Origin of the sequence: Jiangella sp. DSM 45060, assembly GCF_900105175.1 — a bacterium.
Taxonomy (GTDB): Bacteria; Actinomycetota; Actinomycetes; order Jiangellales; family Jiangellaceae; genus Jiangella.
Map to the genome: position 1 here is coordinate 2,517,236 of NZ_LT629771.1, position 18,468 is coordinate 2,535,703.

Below are 18,468 nucleotides of genomic sequence, written 5' to 3' on the forward strand. Positions count from 1 at the left end.
GGGCACGTCCTGGACCGCATCCGTCTCGGCACCGAGCGCGGACCGCTCGAAGCCTGCACCGGGATCGCCGTTCCTGCGCGTGGACTCGACTCATGCTGGCCGCGGGCATCTTGCTCACCATCGTCGGAGACGACCCGTGGTGGACCGGGCTCGTCGCCCTGTGCGTCCTGCTGGCATCGATCATCCCCTGGTGCGTCACCTCGCTCATGCTCGACATCGCGCGATACGCCGACGGGGAAGACACGGTGGGCACCGTCACGAAGGTGGTCGCCGACGAGGACATGGGCCCCGATTCCAATCCCTTCTACGACATCACGGTTTCTGCCGAACTCGCCGGGGGCGAGATCATCCGGCGCACCACGCGCCAGTCCGAGAGAACGGAACCCCGTCCGGGTCAGCGGATCCGCTTCCTCCACACCACCCGTGATCCTGATGACCTGAAGGACATCCTGTTCATCGAGTTCGTCGACGAGGTCGTGCGGCGGCGAGGTGAGGGACAGTCATGAGCGGAGAGCGCGAGAGCACGGATTCTCGGCCCGAACCGGTTCCGGCACCGCACTCGAAAAGGGGGCGATCATGAACAACGGTATGGCACGCGAGCACCGGCGAGACGAGCACGCGGCCGACTACGGCGAGTTGGTCCTCCACGCCGAGAACCCCGTTCGCCGGGTGCGGAATCGGACCGTGCGCTGGGCGCTGCTCGTTGCCCTCGCCCTCGTACTGGCGGGCGTCGTGGTGCTGTATGTCTTCCGTGTCGCGGAACCGGGCGGCGGCGCTCCGCCTTGGTGGGTCTACGCGCTCACGTTCCCGGCCATGGCACTTCTCGGGTGGGGCTTCTGGGAGTTCCTCGGCCTGCTGTCGGCCTGGCGACATGCGGGCTGGTCGGTCGACGTCTACGAGCAGGGCGTCGTGGAATCACGGTTCGGCACAGAGCGACAGGCCATGCCGTTCTCCGGCGGTGTGCTCGACCTGCACCGCGTCCTGTTCACCTCCCCACATCCGGACGCCGGATCCGGCCGACTCACCGCTCCCTGGCGGGGTGAGCTGGCACAGGCGGCCGCCGAGATCCACACCGCAGCGAAACCGGTCCTCGTACGTGAAACACTGGTGCAGCTGCGGGCAGGACACCCGGTCTCCTTCCCCGGCAAGCGGAGCGGAAGGCCGGGAATCACTCTGACCCCGGACCTGCTGAGGCTTCCCGATGGGCAGGAGTACGAGTACTCCTCGATGCGGATGCGCTACTCGATCTCCGACGGAACCGGCGGCAACACCCCCACCAACGATCCCGCCCGGGCGAACACACTGGGCTTCGGCGACGACGGAGGGAACAGCATCCCCGGCTTGTACCGCACCAGCCCCAACCTCGCCGTCGTGTGCGAGGTGCTGCACATCCTCATCGACCCGGACGGACATACGACGTACTACGAGAAGTTCTCCCGCCAGGAGCAGGAGCAGCAATGACGGACCCGCAGGCGGGGACACGGAACCCCGGCGCACAGAGGCGGCCGGCGCTCTCCCGACGGATCTGGGACGCGATCGTTCGCAAGTTCCCCCCACCGCCGATGCCGCGCCCCCGGCCGAGCGAGGAACAGCTCGCCGAGGGCCACCTCACCGTCGGCGTGATCGACTACGCGATTGAGGATGCTCCCGGCGGCGATGTGCAGGGGCCCGACACGCTCCTCATCAGTGCCGAAGTGCCGGGGCATGGAGTCCTCCACCGGAGGGTCCAGTGCCCGCTGTCGATGCCGGGCAGCGGTCGCGGCCTCGCCGGGCAGACCATCGGCTTGCGCCACACCACGTTCGACCCGGACTTCGTGGACGACGTGCTCGTCGTCCGGTGGCCGCCGGGGGTGGACAGAGCCCTGGAACCGTTTCGGTTCGAAGGTCCGGGAGCGCTGCGCGCTCGTGTGTGGAGCTTCCTCGCCGGCTGCAGTTTCGTGGTCATGTGGATCGGGATCGCGCTGACACCGATCCTGCTGTGCGGCATGATCTTCGGCGGCGACATGTTCACCGACCTGCCCACCTGGTTCCACCCCGGCATCGCGCTCGCAGCGAGCGTCGCCGCAGTGCCGCTGGGGTTCGTCATGGTCGCCGTCTGCAACGGACGTATGGCCGCAGCGCTCTCGCACCCGGCACGACAGGACGGGCGGTGACATCGGCCGATACTGAGCCGATCGCGGGGTGGCCAGGAGATCCCGCATCGGCGTGGACGCCGGCGGCCCGGCCGATCGAGCCTCGGAACCGGCTGTTGCGTTCGCGGGAGGACGGATGTTGCTCGTCGCGAGCGTGGCGCTGCGGGTTGCCCACCGGCGGGCGCAGCGCATCGGGAGCGCTCGGTGACGCTCACGTCGCCATCTCCCGTGGCGGGTACCACTCAAGGGCGGGCCCGGGGACGGCTGACCGCCCCCGACCGCGCTGGGAGATTCCTCACCTCGACGAGCGGAATAGCGGCGCCGAGTCGCTGGTGACCGCGAATTCGGTGGTCGGCGCGGGCCGCCACCGGTCCGGAGGGTCGCCTCCGGACCGGTAGGGTAAGGGCGACGAAACGAGCAGCGGGGGAGGTGCGACACATGGTCACCGCCCCCAGAACCGTGCTCCGGGACCTCGTCGCCGCCCTGCTCGCCGCCGGTCTCGTCGTGCTGGCGGCGGCCATGGTCAGCGCGGGCGGCGACACCGTCCGCGGCGTCGGCCCGGCCATCCATCCCGCCGCCGAGATCACCCCCAACTCGCTGCCGCGCGTCGACGGCGACCAGCAGCTGCTCGACGACGCCACCCGGCAGACCGTCGACGACGGCCACGCGCCGACCGGCGACCACGCCGGCCCCGACTCCGCCGTCGTCGTCATCGACGCGGCACCTGCCGCACCCGCGCCCACCACGGCGGACAAGGTCCGCGACACCACCGCGCGGCCCGCCGCGCCGGCCCTCGCCGGCACGGCCGACGGCCGCGCCCCTCCTGAACCCGTCGCCGCCTGACCGTCCCCGTCCGTGCGAATGTGCCCCTGCGAACGCTCCGCAGGCGGCACCATCGAAGGGTTTCCTGTGTCCGACCGTGAGAGCCGCTCATGATGCTGGCCCTGATCGCCGCGCATTTCGTCGCCGCGGCGCTGGCGCCTGCCCTGGTGTCCTGGCTGCGCCGCCGGGCGTTGCTGGTGCTCGCCGCCGTACCCGCCGCCGGTTTCGTCTGGGCCGTCGCGATGACGGGGAAGGTCCGCCACGGCGGGGCCGTCGAGCAGCAGGTGCAGTGGGTGCAGACGCTGGGACTGGAGCTGTCGTTCCGCCTCACCACCCTCACCTGGGTGATGACGCTGCTGGTCACCGGCGTGGGCGCGCTGGTGCTGGCCTACTGCGCCGCCTACTTCCGCCGCGACGACGCCGGCCTGCCGCGGTTCGCGGGGCTGCTGACGGCGTTCGCGGCGGCCATGCTCGGCCTGGTGGTGGCCGACGACCTGCTGGTGCTGTACGTGTTCTGGGAGCTGACGACGGTCCTGTCGTACCTGCTCATCGGGCACAACCCGGAGCGCAAGGCGAACCGGCGCGCGGCCATGCAGGCGCTCATGGTGACGACGTTCGGCGGGCTGGCGATGCTGGTCGGCGTCATCGTCATCGGGCAGGCGGCCGGGACGTACCGCATCTCGGAGGTGCTGGCGAACCCGCCCGGCGGTGACGCCGTCACCGTCGCGGTCGTGCTGGTGCTGATCGGGGCGGTGTCGAAGTCGGCGCTGATCCCGTTCCACTTCTGGCTGCCCGGCGCCATGGCCGCGCCCACCCCCGTCAGCGCGTACCTGCACGCTGCCGCGATGGTGAAGGCCGGCGTGTACCTGGTCGCGCTGTTCGCGCCGGCGTTCGCCGGGCTGATGCCGTGGCGGCCGCTGCTGCTGACCCTCGGCGTGCTGACGATGCTGCTGGGCGGGTTGCGGGCGCTGCGGCAGACCGACCTCAAGCTGCTGCTGGCGTACGGGACGGTGAGCCAGCTCGGCTTCCTGATCGTGCTGGTCGGCGCCGGCACCCGGTCCGCGGCCATGGGCGGCGTCGCGATGCTGGTGGCGCACGCGCTGTTCAAGGCGACGCTGTTCCTGGTGGTCGGCCTGGTCGACCGCGCCACCGGCACCCGCGACCTGCGCGAGCTGTCCGGGCTGGGCCGCCGGCTGCCGCTGCTCATGGTGACGTCGGTGCTGGCGGCCGCGTCGATGGCGGCCATCCCGCCGCTGGCCGGGTTCGTCGCGAAGGAGACCGCGTACGCCGCCGCCCTCGACATCGCCGAGACCGGCGACGGCACCGGCATCGGGACGTTCGCCGGCTGGGCGCTGGTCGCCGGGCTGGCCGTCGGCTCGGCGCTGACCGCGGCCTACAGCATCCGGTTCGTCTGGGGCGCGTTCGCCGTGAAGCCGGGCGTCGCGCCGATCGCGGCGTCCGACTGCCGGTTCCCGGCCATCGGGTTCTCCGCCGCGCCGGTCATCCTCGCCTTCGGCGGGCTGGGGCTGGGCTTCCTCGGCCCGGCCGAGACCGAGCTGCTGGAGCCGTACGCCGCGCTGTTCCCGGAGGGCGCGCACGAGCCGGAGCTGGCGCTGTGGCACGGCGTCAACAAGGCGTTGGTGCTGTCGATCGCGTCGGTGCTGGTGGGCATCGCGCTGTTCCGCTGGCGCGAGCGCGTCGACCGGGTCGAGGCCGCGCTGGCGCCGCGCGCCGACGCCGAGACGTCGTACCGGACCATCATGCGCGGCGTCGACCGCCTCGCCGTCGAGGTCACCGGTGCCACGCAGCGCGGCTCGCTGCCCAGCTACCTCGCCGTCATCTTCCTGGTGGTGGTCGCGGTGCCGGGCGGTGTGCTGGTGGCGCGGCAGCTGTGGGCGGACGGGCCGGGGGTGCGGGCCTGGGACAGCGTCGGGCAGGCGGTCGTCGGCGCGATCATGATCGCCGCGGCGGTGCTGGCGGCGCGGTCGCGGCGCCGGCTGAAGGCGGTCGTGCTGGCCGGCGGCACCGGCTACGGCATGGCGATGCTGTTCATCCTGCACGGCGCGCCCGACCTCGCGCTCACCCAGGTACTGGTCGAGACCGTCACGCTGGTGATCTTCGTGCTGGTGCTGCGCCGGCTGCCGCCGTACTTCTCCGACCGGCCGCTGACGAAGTCGCGCTGGTGGCGGATCGGGCTGGGGGTCGCCGTCGGCGTCGTGATGGCCGGGCTGGCGCTGGCCGCGTCCGGCGCCCGCACGGCCGATCCGGTGTCCGACGGGTTCGCGGAGCCGGCCGTCAGCTACGGCGGGGGCTACAACATCGTCAACGTCACCCTGGTCGACATCCGGGCGTGGGACACGATGGGCGAGATCTCCGTCCTCGTCGTCGCCGCGACCGGCGTGGCCAGCCTGATCTTCCTCATCACCGGCCGCACCGGGCGGTGGCGGCCAGACGACGCGATCGCCAGCGCGCCCACCCCGACGACGCCGCAGGATCGCCGTCCGCACCGCAACCTGTGGCTGCGGGCCGGGCGCACCGTCGCGCCCGAGGGCCGCTCGATCCTGTTCGAGGTGGTCACCCGGCTGGCCTTCCACGTCGTCATCGTGTTCTCCATCTACCTGCTGTTCGTCGGGCACAACTCGCCCGGCGGCGGGTTCGCCGGAGGCCTGGTGGCCGGGCTGGCGCTGATGGTGCGCTACCTCGCCGGCGGCCGGCACGAGCTGGACGAGGCCGCGCCGGTCGACGCCGGCCTGGTGCTGGGCATCGGGCTGTTCATCGCCACCGGCAGCGGGCTGGTGCCGCTGGCCTTCGGCGGCGACGTGCTGCAGAGCGCCATCGTCGACTTCTCGCTGCCGCTGATCGGCGAGGTGCACTTCGTGACGTCGCTGTTCTTCGACATCGGCGTCTACCTCGTCGTCGTCGGGCTGATGCTCGACGTGCTGCGCAGTCTCGGCGGCGGCATCGACGAGCAGGCCGGCGACGACGCCGAGCCCGGTGAGTCCATCGAGTCCGCGGAGGGGGTGCGATGAGCACCAACCTGGTCCTGGTCGCCGTGGTCGGCGTGTTGTTCGCCGCCGGCGTGTATCTACTGCTCGAGCGCAGCCTGACCCGCGTGCTGGTCGGCGTCATCCTCATCGGCAACGGCGTCAACACGCTGTTCCTGGTGGCGTCCGGGCCGGCCGGGCGGGCGCCGATCGTCGGGCTCAACGACGTCGACGGCATGAGCGACCCGCTGCCTCAGGCGCTGGTGCTCACCGCCATCGTCATCACCCTCGGCGTGACGGCGTTCCTGCTGGCCATGGCCTACCGGGCGTGGCAGCTCAACGGCAACGACGAGGTCCAGGACGACGTCGAGGACGCCTCGATCCGCCGCCGTGCCGAGCGCGACGAGGTGTCGTCCAGCTACGACGACAGCGCCGGCGGCACGATGGACGAGGAAGGTGCCGACGATCCGTCCGCCGAGGACGAGCCGGCCGCCGTCGGGCCCGAGGGGGAGCGCCGGTGAACGCGTCCGCACTCGTCCCGCTGCCCGTCGTGCTCCCGCTGTTCGGTGCAGGGCTGGCGCTCGCGCTCGGCCGGTCGGCCCGCGCGCAGCGCGTGGTGAGCGTCGTCGTGCTGGTGCTCATGGCCGGCATCGCATCGGTGCTGCTGGCCCGCGCCGACGCCGACGGCCCGCAGGTCATGCACGTCGGCGGCTGGCCCGCCCCGATCGGCATCTCGCTGGTCGCCGACCGGCTGTCCGCGCTGATGCTGCTGGTGTCGGTGGTCGTGGCGCTGTGCGTCATGTTGTACTCGCTGAGCCAGGGCCTGGTGGAGTACGGACCGGACACACCGCTGTCGATCTACCATCCGACCTTCCTGATCCTGGTCGCGGGCGTGTCCAACGCGTTCCTGTCCGGCGACCTGTTCAACCTGTACGTCGGCTTCGAGATCCTGCTGGCCGCGTCGTACGTGCTGCTCACGCTGGGCGGCACCGCCGACCGGATCCGGGCCGGCAGCACCTACGTCGTGGTGTCGCTGGCGTCGTCGATCGTGTTCCTGACGGCGATCGCGCTGGTCTACGCCGCCACCGGCACCGTCAACCTGGCCCAGCTGGCCGGGCGGCTGGACGAGTTGCCGTCCGGGGTGGCGCTGATGCTGCAGCTGATGCTGCTGACAGCGTTCGCGATCAAGGCGGCGGTGTTCCCGCTGTCGGCGTGGCTGCCGGACAGTTACCCGACCGCGCCGGCCCCGGTCACCGCGGTGTTCGCCGGGTTGCTGACGAAGGTGGGCGTCTACGCGATCATTCGGACGCAGACGCTGCTGTTCCCGGACAGCCCGCTGTCGGACCCGCTGCTGTGGGCCGCGCTGCTGACCATGGTCATCGGCATCCTCGGCGCCGTCGCGCAGGACGACCTCAAGCGAATGCTGTCGTTCACGCTGGTCAGCCACATCGGCTACATGGTCTTCGGGGTGGCCCTGGCCAGCGACGACGGCCTGTCGGGCGCCATCTACTACGTCGTGCACCACATCGTCATCCAGACCAACCTGTTCCTCGTCGCCGGGATGATCGAGCGGCGCGGCGGCAGCACGTCGCTGGAACGGCTCGGCGGGCTGGCGCGGCTGTCGCCGGTGCTGGCGCTGCTGTTCTTCGTGCCGGCGATGAACCTGGCCGGAATCCCGCCGTTCTCCGGGTTCCTCGGCAAGCTCGGGCTCATGCAGGCCGGTGTCGACAACGGCAGCTGGCTGGCGTACGTGCTGGTCGCCGGCAGCGTCGTCACCAGCCTGCTGACGCTGTACGCCATGGCGAAGGCGTGGAACCGGGCGTTCTGGCAGCCGTCGCTGGAGGACGAGGTGGTCTCGGCCGGCCCGACGACCGACCTGCACCGCAAGCCCGTGCGCACCGACCCGCCGCCGGTCTCCGGGAAGGTCGCGGCGGTCGCCGTGCGGGCCGGGATGGCCGGGCCTGCCGCCGTGCTGCTGGCCGTCGGCGTCGCGATGACGGTGTTCGCCGGGCCGCTGTTCGGGCTCACCGACCGCGCCGCCGCCGACCTGCGTGAGCGCACCCCGTACATCGAGGCCGTCCTGCCGGGAGGTGCGCCGTGAGCAACGACGTGTCCGACGACCTGCCCGGCGACGTCCCCTCGCGGCGCACCGGCGTGCAGTGGCCGATGCTGATCGGGCTGACCATCGTCTGGGTGCTGCTCTGGGGCGGCCTGACGGTGACGAACGTGCTGTCAGGGCTGGTCGTCGCCGTCGTCGTCACCCTGGTGTTCCCGCTGCCGCCGATCGTGTTCGGCGGGAAGCTGCGGCCACGCGGCCTGGCCGTGCTGATCGGCTGGTTCGTCGTCGAGCTGTTCGTGGCCAGCGTCGAGGTGGCGGTGCAGGCGCTGCGTCCCGGGAAGCAGCCGCCGAACGCCGTCATCGAGGCCGACCTGCGCAGCCACTCCGACCTCTACCTGACGCTCACCGCCGAGCTGCTCTCGCTCGTCCCCGGCAGCCTGGTGGTCGAGGCGCGCCGGTCGACGTCGACGCTGTTCCTGCACGTTCTCGGCGTGCGCGACGCCGAGGACGTCGAGAAGGCGCGGCGGCGGGCGCTGCGGCAGGAGGAGCGGGTCATGCTGGCGCTGGCGTCCGACGAGGAACTGGCCGCGTACCGGGCCGAAGTGGAGGCGAGCCGATGACCGTCGTGATCTGGGTGTGCGCCGCCATGCTGAGCGTCGCCGCCTTCCTCGTGCTGACGCGCATGGCCGTCGGCCCGACCATGCTCAACCGGGTGGTCGCGATGGACGTGCTGATCGCGATCGTCGTGGCCGGGCTCGGCCTGGAGGCGGCGCTGAACCAGCACGCCACCACGCTGCCGATCCTGGTGGTGCTGTCGCTGGTCGGCTTCGTCGGCTCGGTCAGCGTCGCCCGCTTCGCCGCCCACGACGACAAGGGGGAGGGCTCGTGACCTGGTTCGACGTCGCCTCCGCGGTCTGCCTGCTGGCGGGGTGCGGGCTGTCGCTGGTCGCCGCGATCGGACTCATCCGGTTCCCCGACCTGCTCAGCCGCATGCACGCCGGCACGAAGCCGCAGGTGCTCGGCCTGCTGCTGATCCTCGTCGGGGTCGGGCTGCGGCTGCGCGACTGGAGCGAGGTCGGCATGCTGCTGGCCGTCGCGCTGTTCCAGCTGATGACCGCCCCGGTGGCGGCGCACATGGTCGGCCGGGCCGCCTACCGCCGCGGCGCGGTTCGGCGCGACACCCTGCTCGTGGACGAGTTGACGCCGGCATTGGAGGCGGAGGACCGGGACTGAGGGGCCGGTTCTTCGGCGGGCCGTTCTCGGTTGGCCGGGCGCTCGTTGCGTGGGGTTGCCGCGTGGGCCTGCCCCCCGGGCCCCCGTTCAAGCATCGTCAGGGGGGCCGCCGAAGAATGGGCCCGGCTTCTCGCTCTGCTGGGGTTCGGGTCCGCTGGCGGCTGGCGGCTGGCGGCTGGCGGCTGGCGGGTTGTGGGTGGGGTTCTGGCTACCAGCTTCGCTCGGCTCCCTGGCCGCACTGGGTGTTCATCCACCTTTTGCGTTGTCAGGGCAGCACAGAAGGTTGATGATCATGGGCTGGCCGTGGCGCATGGGTGTGGAAGTGGTGTGGCCCGGCGACGACGCTGTGCGGGGCGTCGCGCCGTGGTAGGTAGACCCCTCCCGGCCCGGATGGGGCCCACCCTACGGGCGGGCACCGACAACGTCGCGCCACGCGAACCGGGCGGCACGGAACCGGCGGGTCAGAGCGGGCGCGAGTAGTAGCGCACCGACTTGCCGCGGCCGATCAGCGCGGCCGAGCCGACCGGGGTGAACCCCATGGAGGTGTGCAGCGCGTCGGAGGCCGGGTTCGGCGGGTCGAGGTTGACCTCGGCGCACAGCAGCGACTGCCCCTCGGCGCGGGCCGCCGCGATGACGTCCTCGTAGAGCGCTCGGGCCAGCCCCTGGCCGCGGGTGGCCGGCGACACCACGACGCGGTCGATGTAGGCGAAGCGTGGGTGGCGGGCCTTGAACCAGTCGAAGTTCTGGCTGGACCGGACGGTGTCCTGGTCGAACGCGATGACCATGGCGCTGAGGTCGTCGGTGACGCGGACCCGCCAGGCCACCTTCAGCAGCTCGCGGAACTCGTCGGCGGTCAGCTCGGACAGCTCGAGCGCGTGATCGTTGTTCAGCCGCAGCAGGGCGGCCTCGTCGGCGGTGGCAGGGGCGCGGAAGGTGTGCGGCACGGTTCGAGCGTAAGGGAAGACGCCGAGGCGCCCACGGGTTGCCCACGGTATGACGATCGACGTGGGACGGGCAGGGGTGTGGGTCGGCGCGCGGAGCTGGCCGGGCGACGCGGGGGAGGTGGCCGAGGCGTTCGCCGAGCTGGAGGCGCTGGGCTACGGCGCGGCCTGGCTGGGCGGCGCCAGGGGCGACCTCGTCCATCCGGCGCAGATCCTCGGCGCCACGACGCGGCTGACGGCGGCCACCGGCATCGTCAACGTGTGGACCGAGCCCGCGGACGAGGTGGCGGCGTCGTTCCACCGGGTCGACGGCGCGCACCCCGACCGGCTGCTGCTGGGCATCGGCGCGGGACACGCGGAGCTCGTCGAGCAGCACGGCCACCAGTACCACCGCCCGTACAGCAAGGTCGTCGAGTACCTCGACCAGCTCGACGCGGCGAGGGTGCCGGCGGAGAAGCGGGCGGTCGCGGCGCTCGGGCCGCGGACGCTGCGGCTGGCGGGCGAGCGCAGCCGCGGCGCGCATCCCTACCTCGTCACCCCCGAGCACACCCGGCTGGCCCGCGACGTCCTCGGCGAGGGGCCGCTGCTGGCGCCGGAGCAGAAGGTGGTGCTGGAGGTGGCTCGGGCAGCCGCCGGCTGGTCGAGGCGCTGGTCGCGTGGGGCGACCCCGAGACCATCGGCCGGCGCGTCGCCGAGCACCACGAGGCTGGCGCCGACCACGTCTGCGTCCAGATCCTGACCGACCGGCCCGGGTTGCCGCGGGCCGAGTGGCGGGCGCTGGCGCCGGTGCTGACCGCGTAGTCAGGGGCGGGGCGTCAGGTAACCGCGCGAGAACGCCGTCGCCACGGCGGCCGCGCGGTCGTTGACGCCGAGTTTGGCGTAGACGTGCAGGAGGTGCGTCTTGACCGTCGCCTCGCTGATGAACAGCTGCTTCGCCGCCTCGCGGTTCGTCGCGCCGCCGGCGATGAGCTCCAGCACCTCCAGCTCCCGCTGCGACAGCGGTTCCGCCGCCGGCCGGCGCAGCCGCCCCATCAGCCGGGACGCCACGGCGGGGGAGAGGACGGCCTGGCCGCGCGCCGCCGCCTCGACCGCGCGGAACAGCTCCTCGCGCGGCGCGTCCTTGAGCAGGTAGCCGGTGGCGCCGGCCTCGATGGCCGGCAGCACATCGCTGTCGGTGTCGTACGTGGTGAGGACGAGGACCTTCGCCTCGACGCCGCGCCGGGCCAGCTCCTCGATCGCGGTGACGCCGTCGGTGCCGGGCATGCGCAGGTCCATGAGGATGACGTCCGGCCGCAGCTTCTCGCCGACGGCGACCGCCTCGGCGCCGTGGGCGGCCTCGCCGACCACCTCGAACCGCGGATCGGCGCTGAACATGCCGCGCAGGCCGTCGCGCACGACGGGGTGGTCGTCGACGATGAGCAGCGAGATCACCGGGCGGCACCGGCCGGGATCGCCGGGACGGACGCGGAGACGGCGGTGCCGCCGCCCGGCTCGGACTCGACGTCGAGCCGGCCGGCCAGGCGCTGCACCCGCTGCCGCATGCCGGCCAGCCCGAACCCGCCGCCCGCGGCGTCGCCGGTGCGGGCCGCGCCGGGCTCGAAGCCGACGCCGTCGTCGCGCACGTCCAGGGTCACGAGGTCCTCCATGTACGACAGGGTCAGCCCGACGCGGCCGGCCCGCGCGTGCTTCGCGACGTTGGCCAGCGCCTCCTGCGCCGCCCGCAGCAGCGTCACCTCGACCTCGGCGTGCATCGGCCGGGCGTCGCCCGTGGTGGTCAGCACCGCGTCGATGCCGTTCACCTCCGACCAGCGCCGCACGACGTCGCCGATGGCGTCGGGCAGCCGGGCGCCGGCCAGCAGCTCGGGCTGCACCGCGTGCACCGTGCGGCGGGCCTCGGTGAGGCTCTCGCGGGCCAGCTCCATCGCGGTCGTGACGTGCCGCCGCGCGGTCGCCGGGTCGGCCAGCGTCTGCTCGGCGGCCTGCAGCTGCGTGACGATGCCGGCCAGCCCCTGCGCCAGCGTGTCGTGGATCTCGCGGGCCATGCGCTGCCGCTCGTCGTGCACCCCGGCCTCGCGCGCCTGCACCAGCAGCTGCGCGTGCAGGCCGGCGTTCTCGGCCAGCGCCGCCTCCAGCTCGGCGTTGGCGCGCCTCAGCTCGTCGCCGTTCCGGTCGGAGGCGTCGGCGAGGTGGAAGAAGATCGACGACAGCACGATCGCGACGACCGCGACCACGGCCCACTGCCCCCACCCGTCCGGCCGGATCGCCTCGATGCCGCCGACGTACGTCACGGCCGTGATCGCCGACGTCGCGGCCACCCCGGCGTAGCGCCAGCGGCCGGTCAGGCACACCGCCGCGTGCACGTAGCCGGTGAACGCGAAGATGCCGTACCAGGGGGCGAGCAGCACCAGGCCGGCCGCCAGCGCCGTCAGGCCCGTGTAGTAGAGCGCCATCAGCGGCCGGCGCCGCCGCCAGCCGGGGTGCAGGGTGACGAACCAGGCGATCCAGGCCGCCGTCGCGAGCGTCAGGCCGAGCACCGCCGGGACTCGCACGTCGAGGTCCCAGACCGGCAGCAGCGACATGACGGTGCTGACGGCCAGCAGAAGGTACGGCGCGGCCTCGAAGAACGCGGTCTCGCGGCGTTCCCAGCGCTCGGCCTGGCTGCTCAACGACTCACTCCCAGCGGAAATACCGCGCGGCCAGCGCACCCGCGACCACCGTCCAGGCGAGCAGGACGGCGACGTGCAGCGGCTGCGGCCAGTGGCCCGCGGCGGCGTCCTGCAATGATTGCACGCCGGCGCCCAGCGGCGTGGCGTCACTGATGCCGCGCAGCACGTCGTTCATGGAGTCGCGCGGGATCCACAGGCCGGCGAAGAACAGCAGCGGGAACATCAGCACGGTGCCGATCGACCCCGCGCTCTTCCCGTTCGGCGCCAGCGACGCCACCAGGAGGCCGACGGCGAACATCGCCAGCGCGCACAGCACGAACGCGACGACGTAGGCGAGCGGCGCCTCCGGCAGGCGGACGTCGAAGCCCAGCCGGGCCACGGCGAGCACGAGCAGCATGGTCGCGACGGACAGCGCCGTCGACATCAGCAGTTGCGCCGCCAGCATCGTCCGCGGCGTCACCGGCGTCGTGCGCATGCGCCGCAGGATGCCCTTCTCGCGGTACGTGGCGAACTGCTGCGGCAGCCCGGTCAGCGCGAACATCGTGATGCCGGTGGCGACGAGGATCGGCGCGTACAGGTCGATCACGCGCAGGCCGCCGAGGTCCGCCTGGTGCTCGCGGAACGCCGGGACGAGGCCGAGGATGACGAACAGGATCGGTGGGAACGCGAGCGCGAAGAACACGCTCATCGGCTCGCGGAAGAACAGTCTGGTCTCGGTGGTGGTGAGCCTGGTCAGGGTGGACATGGTGCTCCTCAGACGTCGATCGGGCGGTCGGTGAGCGCGACGAACGCGTCGTCCAGCGACGCCTGTTCCAGCCGCAGCCCCGCCGCGGTGATCCCCTGGGCGGCGAGCGTCGCCGTCACGGCGAGCAGCAGGTTGCCCGTCCCCGTGACGACGAGCTGCCCGCCGGCCCGCCGGACGTCGTCGACCTCGGGCAGCGCCGTCAGCAGGGCGGGGTCCAGAGCTGCGGACGGCCGGAACCGGACCCGCTGCCGGTCGTCGACCCGCGCCACCAGCCCGGCCGGCGTGTCCAACGCCACCACACCTCCGGCGTCGATGACGGCGATCCGGTCGCAGAGGCGTTCGGCCTCCTCCATGAAGTGCGTGACCATGAGGATCGTCACGCCGCGGTCGCGGATCGCCTCGATCAGCCCCCACGCGTCGCGCCGCGCCTGCGGGTCCAGGCCCGTCGTCAGCTCGTCCAGCACCGCCACCCGCGGGTTCCCGACCAGCGCGAGCGCGATGGACAACCGCTGCTTCTGCCCGCCCGACAGCCGCCGGAACTGGGTGTGCGTCTTGTCCTCGAGCTTCAGTGTGTGGACGAGCTCGCGCCAGTCCGCCGGCCGGCGGTAGAACGAGCTGTACAGCTGCATCGCCTCGCCGACGGTCAGCTTGTCGGGCTGCTCGCTCTCCTGCAGTTGCGCGCCGAGCAGCTCCCGCACCTCCGGGTCGCGCGGATGCAGCCCGGCCACGCTGATGCGGCCCGCGTCGGGGGTGCGCAGCCCCTCGATGCACTCGACGGTCGTCGTCTTCCCGGCCCCGTTGGGACCGAGGATGCCGAAGATCTCACCCTCCTCGACCGCCAAGCTCACCCCGTCGACGGCCGTGTGGTCGCCGTACCGTTTGACCAGGCCTTCTACCTCGATGATCGCCATGTCCACCAGCCTGCCGGTGGGCACGGCGCGGCGAATCGACCGCCGGGCTACAGCGGCGATCCACCGATCGGTTGATGCGGCGTCAGGCGTGCTGGGTGAGGCGCCCGGTGTCGACGTCGTAGAGGAAGCCGCCGACGGGGACGTGCGGCGGGAAGAAGGGCCACGACCGGATGCGCTGCACGTCAGCGCCGAGGGTGGCCTTCTGGTCGGCGATCAGGTGGAAGTCGAGGCTGCGGACGTCGATGCCGGACGACTGCTCGATGGCCGCGGCCACCTCGTCGGCCGTGGCGCTGGCCATCTTGCACCTGGTGTGCGCCACCACCATGATGCGCGTGACGCCCAGCAGGTGGGTCGCCAGCGCGAGGGTGCGCAGGACGTCCGTGGTGACGCGGGCGCCGGCGTTGCGCATGATCTTGGCGTCGCCGGGCTTCAGCCCGAGCATGTCCAGGGGCTCGATGCGGGAGTCCATGCACGTGACGACGGCCAGGCCGCGGGCGGCGACGGGTTCGAGGCCGGCCAGGGCGAACCGGGCCGTGTAGTCGTCGTTGCCGGCCAGGACGTCGGCGAACTCCTCGGTCTGCATCGGGCTCCTCTCACTGCGGGACGGGGACGTCGGCGCGGTACGCGACGGGGGTGCCGGGCGGCTTGCCGCACGACTCCGGGCGCGGCGGCGGCTGCTCCTCGGCCCGGACGGCGACCGTCCAGCTCCGCCCGTCACGGTGCGCGACGACGGCGTGCCAGGCGGCCTCGGCGACCGGCGTCACGGCGGGGACGAGGAGGTCGTCGAGGCCGGTGTCGCCGAGCTGACGGCGGACGGCGGCCTCGGCGGCCTGTCCGGGCCGGGAGAACGTGCTGCGCCCGCGGTACCCGTCGCCGAGGAAGTGGCCGTCGCGGGCGGACTCGACGAGCAGCAGCGCCTGCTTGTCGTCGAGCCGCCCGTACGTGACGCCGTGCGGCAGCAGCACCGCCGTCGGCGCGAAGCGGTGCCCGCCGAGGTGCGTCGTCTCCCAGACCCGGCCGAGCACGTCGTCGCGCAGGCCGGCGACCAGGGCGCGGCCCTTCACCGCGCAGCACAGGTCGCGGCGGCCGTTCGTGCAGACCAGCATCAGCGGCTCGGCCTCCGGCTGGAGACCGTCCAGGCCGGACGGCACACCGGAGCCCAGCGCCGCGAAGTCCAGCGAGAGCAGGACGGACGGGTCGGGCAGCCAGCCGCCGAGCAGGAACGTGGCGCCCGGCGTCGTGCCGGCCAGCCAGACGCGGTGCGCGGCGGGGTAGTGGGTGTCGGGGTGCCGCCGCGGCCGCCGGACCAGCGCGACCCGCCCGCCGTGCGCGCCTGCCGCGGCGTCGAGCCCGGCGCCCAGCTCGGGGTCGAGGTGCGACTGCGTCAGCGCCTTCGCGCCCCACGGCCCGGGCTGCTCGACGACCAGCCACCAGGACGCGACGGGCGCCGTGCCGGCCAGCGGCTCGGCCAGCTCGCGGCCGAGGTCCGAGCAGAGGGTCACGACTCCACGGTACGGGCCCGGTGCCGCAGCAGCAGCACGGCACCCAGCGCGGCCGCCGCGGCGCACACGGCGGCGCCGGTGAACGTCGCCTGCAACTGCTCGACGATGGCGTGCCGGACGGCGTCGTCGTACGGGTCGCAGTTCGTGGGGGAGTCGGGGCACAGGACGGCCGGCGACTCGATGTCGGCCTGGACGGAGTACAGCCGCCGCAGCCCGATCGCGGTCAGCGCGGACAGCCCGGCCAGCATGCCGATCATCCGCGCGACGACGAGCAGCGCGCTGGCCACGCCGTGCGTCTCGCGCGGGGCCGCGGCCAGCAGCGCCGCGTTGACCGGCGCGATGGCCAGCCCGAACCCGAGCCCGGCCGCCACCAGCACCGCGTCGTCCAGCACGCCGTCGAGCGACCCCACGCCCCACGTCGCCATGACGGCCAGCCCGGCCGTGCCCAGCGCCATCCCGGACCCGGCCAGCAGCGCCGGGCCGTGCCGGCGCAGCAGCCAGCCGCCCGCGAGTGCGCCGATCGGCAGCGCCACGAGGAACCGCAGCAGCACCAGCGCCGCGTCCAGCTGGTCGGCGCCGTCGAGGACGGTGCGGGCCAGGATCGGGACGTCGACGACGACGGAGACCAGCGCCGCGCCGACGAACAGGCTCACGACCAGCGCGCCCCACGAGCGCCGGTCGCGGACGGCGGCCGGCGGGACGAGCGGCGCCGCGGCCCGGCGCTGCCGCCAGGCGAACGCCGCGAGCGCCACGGCGGACCCAGCCAGCAGCCACGGCCCGGACGGCGCCATCAGCTCGACCGCGGGGTCGGCGACGGCGAACGTCAGCACGATGCCGCCGAGCGCGACGCCGAGCAGCAGCGCGCCGGGGAGGTCGGCCGCCCGCAGGACGGCGGGGGCGCGGCGCAGCGGCAGCAGCGGCCGGGGCGCCGTCAGCTCCCGCGCCACGAACGCCACGAGCAGCACGAACGCGGCCAGCGCGAGCGGCGTCGTCCAGTCCCGCCCGTCGGAGCGCGGGACCAGCAGCTCGCCCCACCGGACGCTCTGCTCCAGCGACGACGGACGGGTGACGGCGAGGCCGGCGCAGGTCAGCGCGCCCAGCCCGAGCAGCAGGCCCGCGACGTCGAACCGCCCGGCGGGTGCGGCAGGCTCGGAAGGCGCCGACCCGCGGCCGCGCCCGGCCGCCGTCCCCACGAACAGGGCGGCGCCGATGCCGAAGTTCACCCAGAAGATCGCCCGCCAGTCCGCCACCGCGAGGATCGCCGCCCCGAACAGCGGCCCGAGCACCGACCCCAGCTCCTGCACGGCGCCGACCAGCCCGAGCGGCACGCCGCGCCGCTCCGGCGGCCACAGGTCGGCGACCAGCGCCAGCGTCACCGGGACCAGTGCCCCGCCGCCCGCGCCCTGCAGGAACCGCCCGACGACGGCGCCCGCCACGCCGTCGGCCGACGCCGTCAGCAGCGACCCGGCGGTGAACACCAGCAGCGAGCCGGTCAGCACCGGCAACCGGCCGGTGACGTCGGACACCCGCCCGACCAGCGGCAGCACGACCACGTAGCCGAGCAGGAACATCGAGACCAGGGGAGCGGCGCGCTGGAGCTCGTCGGCGTCCAGCCCGACGCCCACCATCATGTCCGGCAGCGCCAGGACGATGACGTACGTGTCGGCGGCGGCCAGCAGGACGCCGACGACTCCGAGAGCGAGTGCGGCGCGGCCGGTCCGGTCAGCTGTCCGGAGCACTGATCTCAGCGGGCTCGTCGTACTTCTCGAGGCGGACGGTGTAGGTCTGCTCGTCGCCGCCGTCGTAGAACGGGCCGGTCAGCGTGGCCTGGCGCAGCTGGCCGGTCTCGGTGTCGAGCGCCCACACGGCCTCGACGTCGGCGGACGGGTCGGCGATGGTGAGCACCTCGCCGACCAGCTCCCCCGGCAGCACGGACTCGACCTGGTCGTAGACGTCGCCGTCGACGCGGACCTGCTCGCCGGCGGTGATCTCGGTGCCGGACGTCAGCAACTGGCTGACCCCGTGGTCGGGGTCGATCAGCAGGCCGGGGTCGCCGAACCCGAGGTCGTCGGCGTTCACTTCCTCGAACCCACTGGTCAGCGGCAGTTGCGCCCACAGTTTGCCGTCGACGGAGACGACCTCGATGGTGGCCGGCAGCGCGCCGGCGCGGATGCGGATCTCGCCCTCGAACGACGATGGCGGCACCGCGACGCCCTCGCCGCCGACGACGACCGTGCCGTCGTCGGGGAGGTCGTCGCCCTCGAGCACGAACGTGACGCTGGACGCCTCGTTGAGGAGGTCGGCGGCGGTCTCGAGCTGGGCCTGCGGGTCGTCGTCCGGCGTGCTCCCGCCGCCGCCGTCGCCGTCGTCGCTGCACGCCGTCAGGGCCAGCGCGGCGACGACGAGCGCGGCGGGCAGCATGCGGCGGGCGGTGTGGCGCATGGCGGCAGTCTGCCAGCCTTTTCGCCCACCG

At 73.2% G+C, this 18,468-nt stretch carries 19 protein-coding genes and 1 pseudogene; 11 read left to right on the plus strand and 9 right to left on the minus strand.

Annotated elements, in window-relative coordinates; all coding sequences use genetic code 11:
* Window positions 1–92: 92 nt before the first annotated feature.
* From BLU82_RS11290 to mnhG, 10 genes are all read left to right on the plus strand, one after another.
* The gene (locus tag BLU82_RS11290; protein WP_157740819.1) at window positions 93–506 is read left to right on the plus strand and encodes a hypothetical protein; all 414 of its coding nucleotides are present in this window, start codon (window positions 93–95) and stop codon (window positions 504–506) included.
* Window positions 507–684: 178 nt separating this feature from the next.
* On the plus strand, window positions 685–1,461 hold the full coding sequence (locus BLU82_RS11295) for a hypothetical protein (protein ID WP_157740821.1): 777 nt from the start codon (window positions 685–687) through the stop codon (window positions 1,459–1,461).
* Entirely contained in the window at window positions 1,458–2,153 is a 696-nt protein-coding gene (locus tag BLU82_RS11300) for a hypothetical protein (protein ID WP_197682878.1), read from the plus strand. The genes BLU82_RS11295 and BLU82_RS11300 overlap by 4 nt, the downstream gene beginning before the upstream one ends.
* Window positions 2,154–2,570: 417 nt before the next feature.
* Window positions 2,571–2,975 (plus strand): hypothetical protein, encoded by a 405-nt coding sequence (locus tag BLU82_RS11305; protein ID WP_092619848.1) that lies wholly within the window; start codon window positions 2,571–2,573, stop codon window positions 2,973–2,975.
* A 92-nt stretch (window positions 2,976–3,067) separates the two neighbouring features.
* Window positions 3,068–5,983, plus strand: coding sequence for a Na+/H+ antiporter subunit A (locus tag BLU82_RS11310; RefSeq protein ID WP_092625708.1), 2,916 nt, complete (start codon window positions 3,068–3,070; stop codon window positions 5,981–5,983).
* Window positions 5,980–6,459, plus strand: coding sequence for a Na(+)/H(+) antiporter subunit C (locus tag BLU82_RS11315; RefSeq protein ID WP_092619851.1), 480 nt, complete (start codon window positions 5,980–5,982; stop codon window positions 6,457–6,459). Before BLU82_RS11310 ends, BLU82_RS11315 begins: the two co-directional genes overlap by 4 nt.
* Complete coding sequence (locus BLU82_RS11320; protein ID WP_092619854.1) at window positions 6,456–8,039, plus strand: Na+/H+ antiporter subunit D; 1,584 nt, start codon at window positions 6,456–6,458, stop codon at window positions 8,037–8,039. Before BLU82_RS11315 ends, BLU82_RS11320 begins: the two co-directional genes overlap by 4 nt.
* Window positions 8,036–8,617: a Na+/H+ antiporter subunit E gene (locus BLU82_RS11325; protein WP_197682879.1), complete on the plus strand. Its 582-nt coding sequence runs from the start codon at window positions 8,036–8,038 to the stop codon at window positions 8,615–8,617. The genes BLU82_RS11320 and BLU82_RS11325 overlap by 4 nt, the downstream gene beginning before the upstream one ends.
* On the plus strand, window positions 8,614–8,886 hold the full coding sequence (locus tag BLU82_RS11330; protein ID WP_092619857.1) for a monovalent cation/H+ antiporter complex subunit F: 273 nt from the start codon (window positions 8,614–8,616) through the stop codon (window positions 8,884–8,886). The genes BLU82_RS11325 and BLU82_RS11330 overlap by 4 nt, the downstream gene beginning before the upstream one ends.
* Entirely contained in the window at window positions 8,883–9,230 is a 348-nt protein-coding gene (mnhG, locus tag BLU82_RS11335; protein ID WP_092619860.1) for a monovalent cation/H(+) antiporter subunit G, read from the plus strand. Before BLU82_RS11330 ends, mnhG begins: the two co-directional genes overlap by 4 nt.
* A gap of 461 nt (window positions 9,231–9,691) precedes the next feature.
* Here the strand turns inward: mnhG and BLU82_RS11340 are convergent, their stop codons facing one another.
* Window positions 9,692–10,174 (minus strand): GNAT family N-acetyltransferase, encoded by a 483-nt coding sequence (locus BLU82_RS11340; protein WP_172885579.1) that lies wholly within the window; start codon window positions 10,172–10,174, stop codon window positions 9,692–9,694.
* Between the two features lie 49 nt (window positions 10,175–10,223).
* Between BLU82_RS11340 and BLU82_RS11345 the strand changes: the two are divergent.
* Window positions 10,224–10,972, plus strand: a pseudogene (locus BLU82_RS11345) (TIGR03620 family F420-dependent LLM class oxidoreductase).
* Here BLU82_RS11345 and BLU82_RS11350 read toward each other — a convergent pair.
* The 8 genes from BLU82_RS11350 to BLU82_RS11385 all read right to left on the minus strand — a co-directional run bounded on the left by BLU82_RS11350 (window position 10,973) and on the right by BLU82_RS11385 (window position 18,437).
* Window positions 10,973–11,602: a response regulator transcription factor gene (locus tag BLU82_RS11350; RefSeq protein ID WP_092619863.1), complete on the minus strand. Its 630-nt coding sequence runs from the start codon at window positions 11,600–11,602 to the stop codon at window positions 10,973–10,975.
* A complete protein-coding gene (locus BLU82_RS11355; RefSeq protein ID WP_197682880.1) occupies window positions 11,599–12,837 on the minus strand; it encodes a sensor histidine kinase in 1,239 nt (412 codons plus the stop codon). Before BLU82_RS11355 ends, BLU82_RS11350 begins: the two co-directional genes overlap by 4 nt.
* Before the next feature lie 4 nt (window positions 12,838–12,841).
* Window positions 12,842–13,582 (minus strand): ABC transporter permease, encoded by a 741-nt coding sequence (locus BLU82_RS11360; protein ID WP_092619866.1) that lies wholly within the window; start codon window positions 13,580–13,582, stop codon window positions 12,842–12,844.
* An 8-nt stretch (window positions 13,583–13,590) separates the two neighbouring features.
* Window positions 13,591–14,493 (minus strand): ABC transporter ATP-binding protein, encoded by a 903-nt coding sequence (locus BLU82_RS11365; RefSeq protein ID WP_092625712.1) that lies wholly within the window; start codon window positions 14,491–14,493, stop codon window positions 13,591–13,593.
* Window positions 14,494–14,575: 82 nt separating this feature from the next.
* The gene (locus BLU82_RS11370; protein ID WP_092619869.1) at window positions 14,576–15,076 is read right to left on the minus strand and encodes a carbonic anhydrase; all 501 of its coding nucleotides are present in this window, start codon (window positions 15,074–15,076) and stop codon (window positions 14,576–14,578) included.
* A 10-nt stretch (window positions 15,077–15,086) separates the two neighbouring features.
* Entirely contained in the window at window positions 15,087–15,995 is a 909-nt protein-coding gene (locus tag BLU82_RS11375; protein WP_092619872.1) for a sucrase ferredoxin, read from the minus strand.
* Window positions 15,992–17,734 carry an MFS transporter gene (locus BLU82_RS11380; RefSeq protein ID WP_197682881.1) on the minus strand — a complete coding sequence of 581 codons (1,743 nt, stop codon included), beginning with the start codon at window positions 17,732–17,734 and terminating at the stop codon, window positions 15,992–15,994. The genes BLU82_RS11375 and BLU82_RS11380 overlap by 4 nt, the downstream gene beginning before the upstream one ends.
* A complete protein-coding gene (locus BLU82_RS11385) occupies window positions 17,718–18,437 on the minus strand; it encodes an LppX_LprAFG lipoprotein (protein ID WP_157740823.1) in 720 nt (239 codons plus the stop codon). Before BLU82_RS11385 ends, BLU82_RS11380 begins: the two co-directional genes overlap by 17 nt.
* Window positions 18,438–18,468: the final 31 nt, after the last annotated feature.

What these genes read in the sequence shown, in the direction of transcription:
- BLU82_RS11300 (WP_197682878.1), top strand. Translation starts at nt 1,458, where the DNA reads ATGACGGACCCGCAGGCGGGGACACGGAACCCCGGCGCACAGAGGCGG.
- BLU82_RS11385 (WP_157740823.1), bottom strand. Translation starts at nt 18,437, where the DNA reads ATGCGCCACACCGCCCGCCGCATGCTGCCCGCCGCGCTCGTCGTCGCC.
- BLU82_RS11305 (WP_092619848.1), top strand. Translation starts at nt 2,571, where the DNA reads ATGGTCACCGCCCCCAGAACCGTGCTCCGGGACCTCGTCGCCGCCCTG.
- BLU82_RS11315 (WP_092619851.1), top strand. Translation starts at nt 5,980, where the DNA reads ATGAGCACCAACCTGGTCCTGGTCGCCGTGGTCGGCGTGTTGTTCGCC.
- BLU82_RS11290 (WP_157740819.1), top strand. Translation starts at nt 93, where the DNA reads ATGCTGGCCGCGGGCATCTTGCTCACCATCGTCGGAGACGACCCGTGG.
- BLU82_RS11330 (WP_092619857.1), top strand. Translation starts at nt 8,614, where the DNA reads ATGACCGTCGTGATCTGGGTGTGCGCCGCCATGCTGAGCGTCGCCGCC.
- BLU82_RS11310 (WP_092625708.1), top strand. Translation starts at nt 3,068, where the DNA reads ATGCTGGCCCTGATCGCCGCGCATTTCGTCGCCGCGGCGCTGGCGCCT.
- BLU82_RS11370 (WP_092619869.1), bottom strand. Translation starts at nt 15,076, where the DNA reads ATGCAGACCGAGGAGTTCGCCGACGTCCTGGCCGGCAACGACGACTAC.
- BLU82_RS11365 (WP_092625712.1), bottom strand. Translation starts at nt 14,493, where the DNA reads ATGGCGATCATCGAGGTAGAAGGCCTGGTCAAACGGTACGGCGACCAC.
- BLU82_RS11360 (WP_092619866.1), bottom strand. Translation starts at nt 13,582, where the DNA reads ATGTCCACCCTGACCAGGCTCACCACCACCGAGACCAGACTGTTCTTC.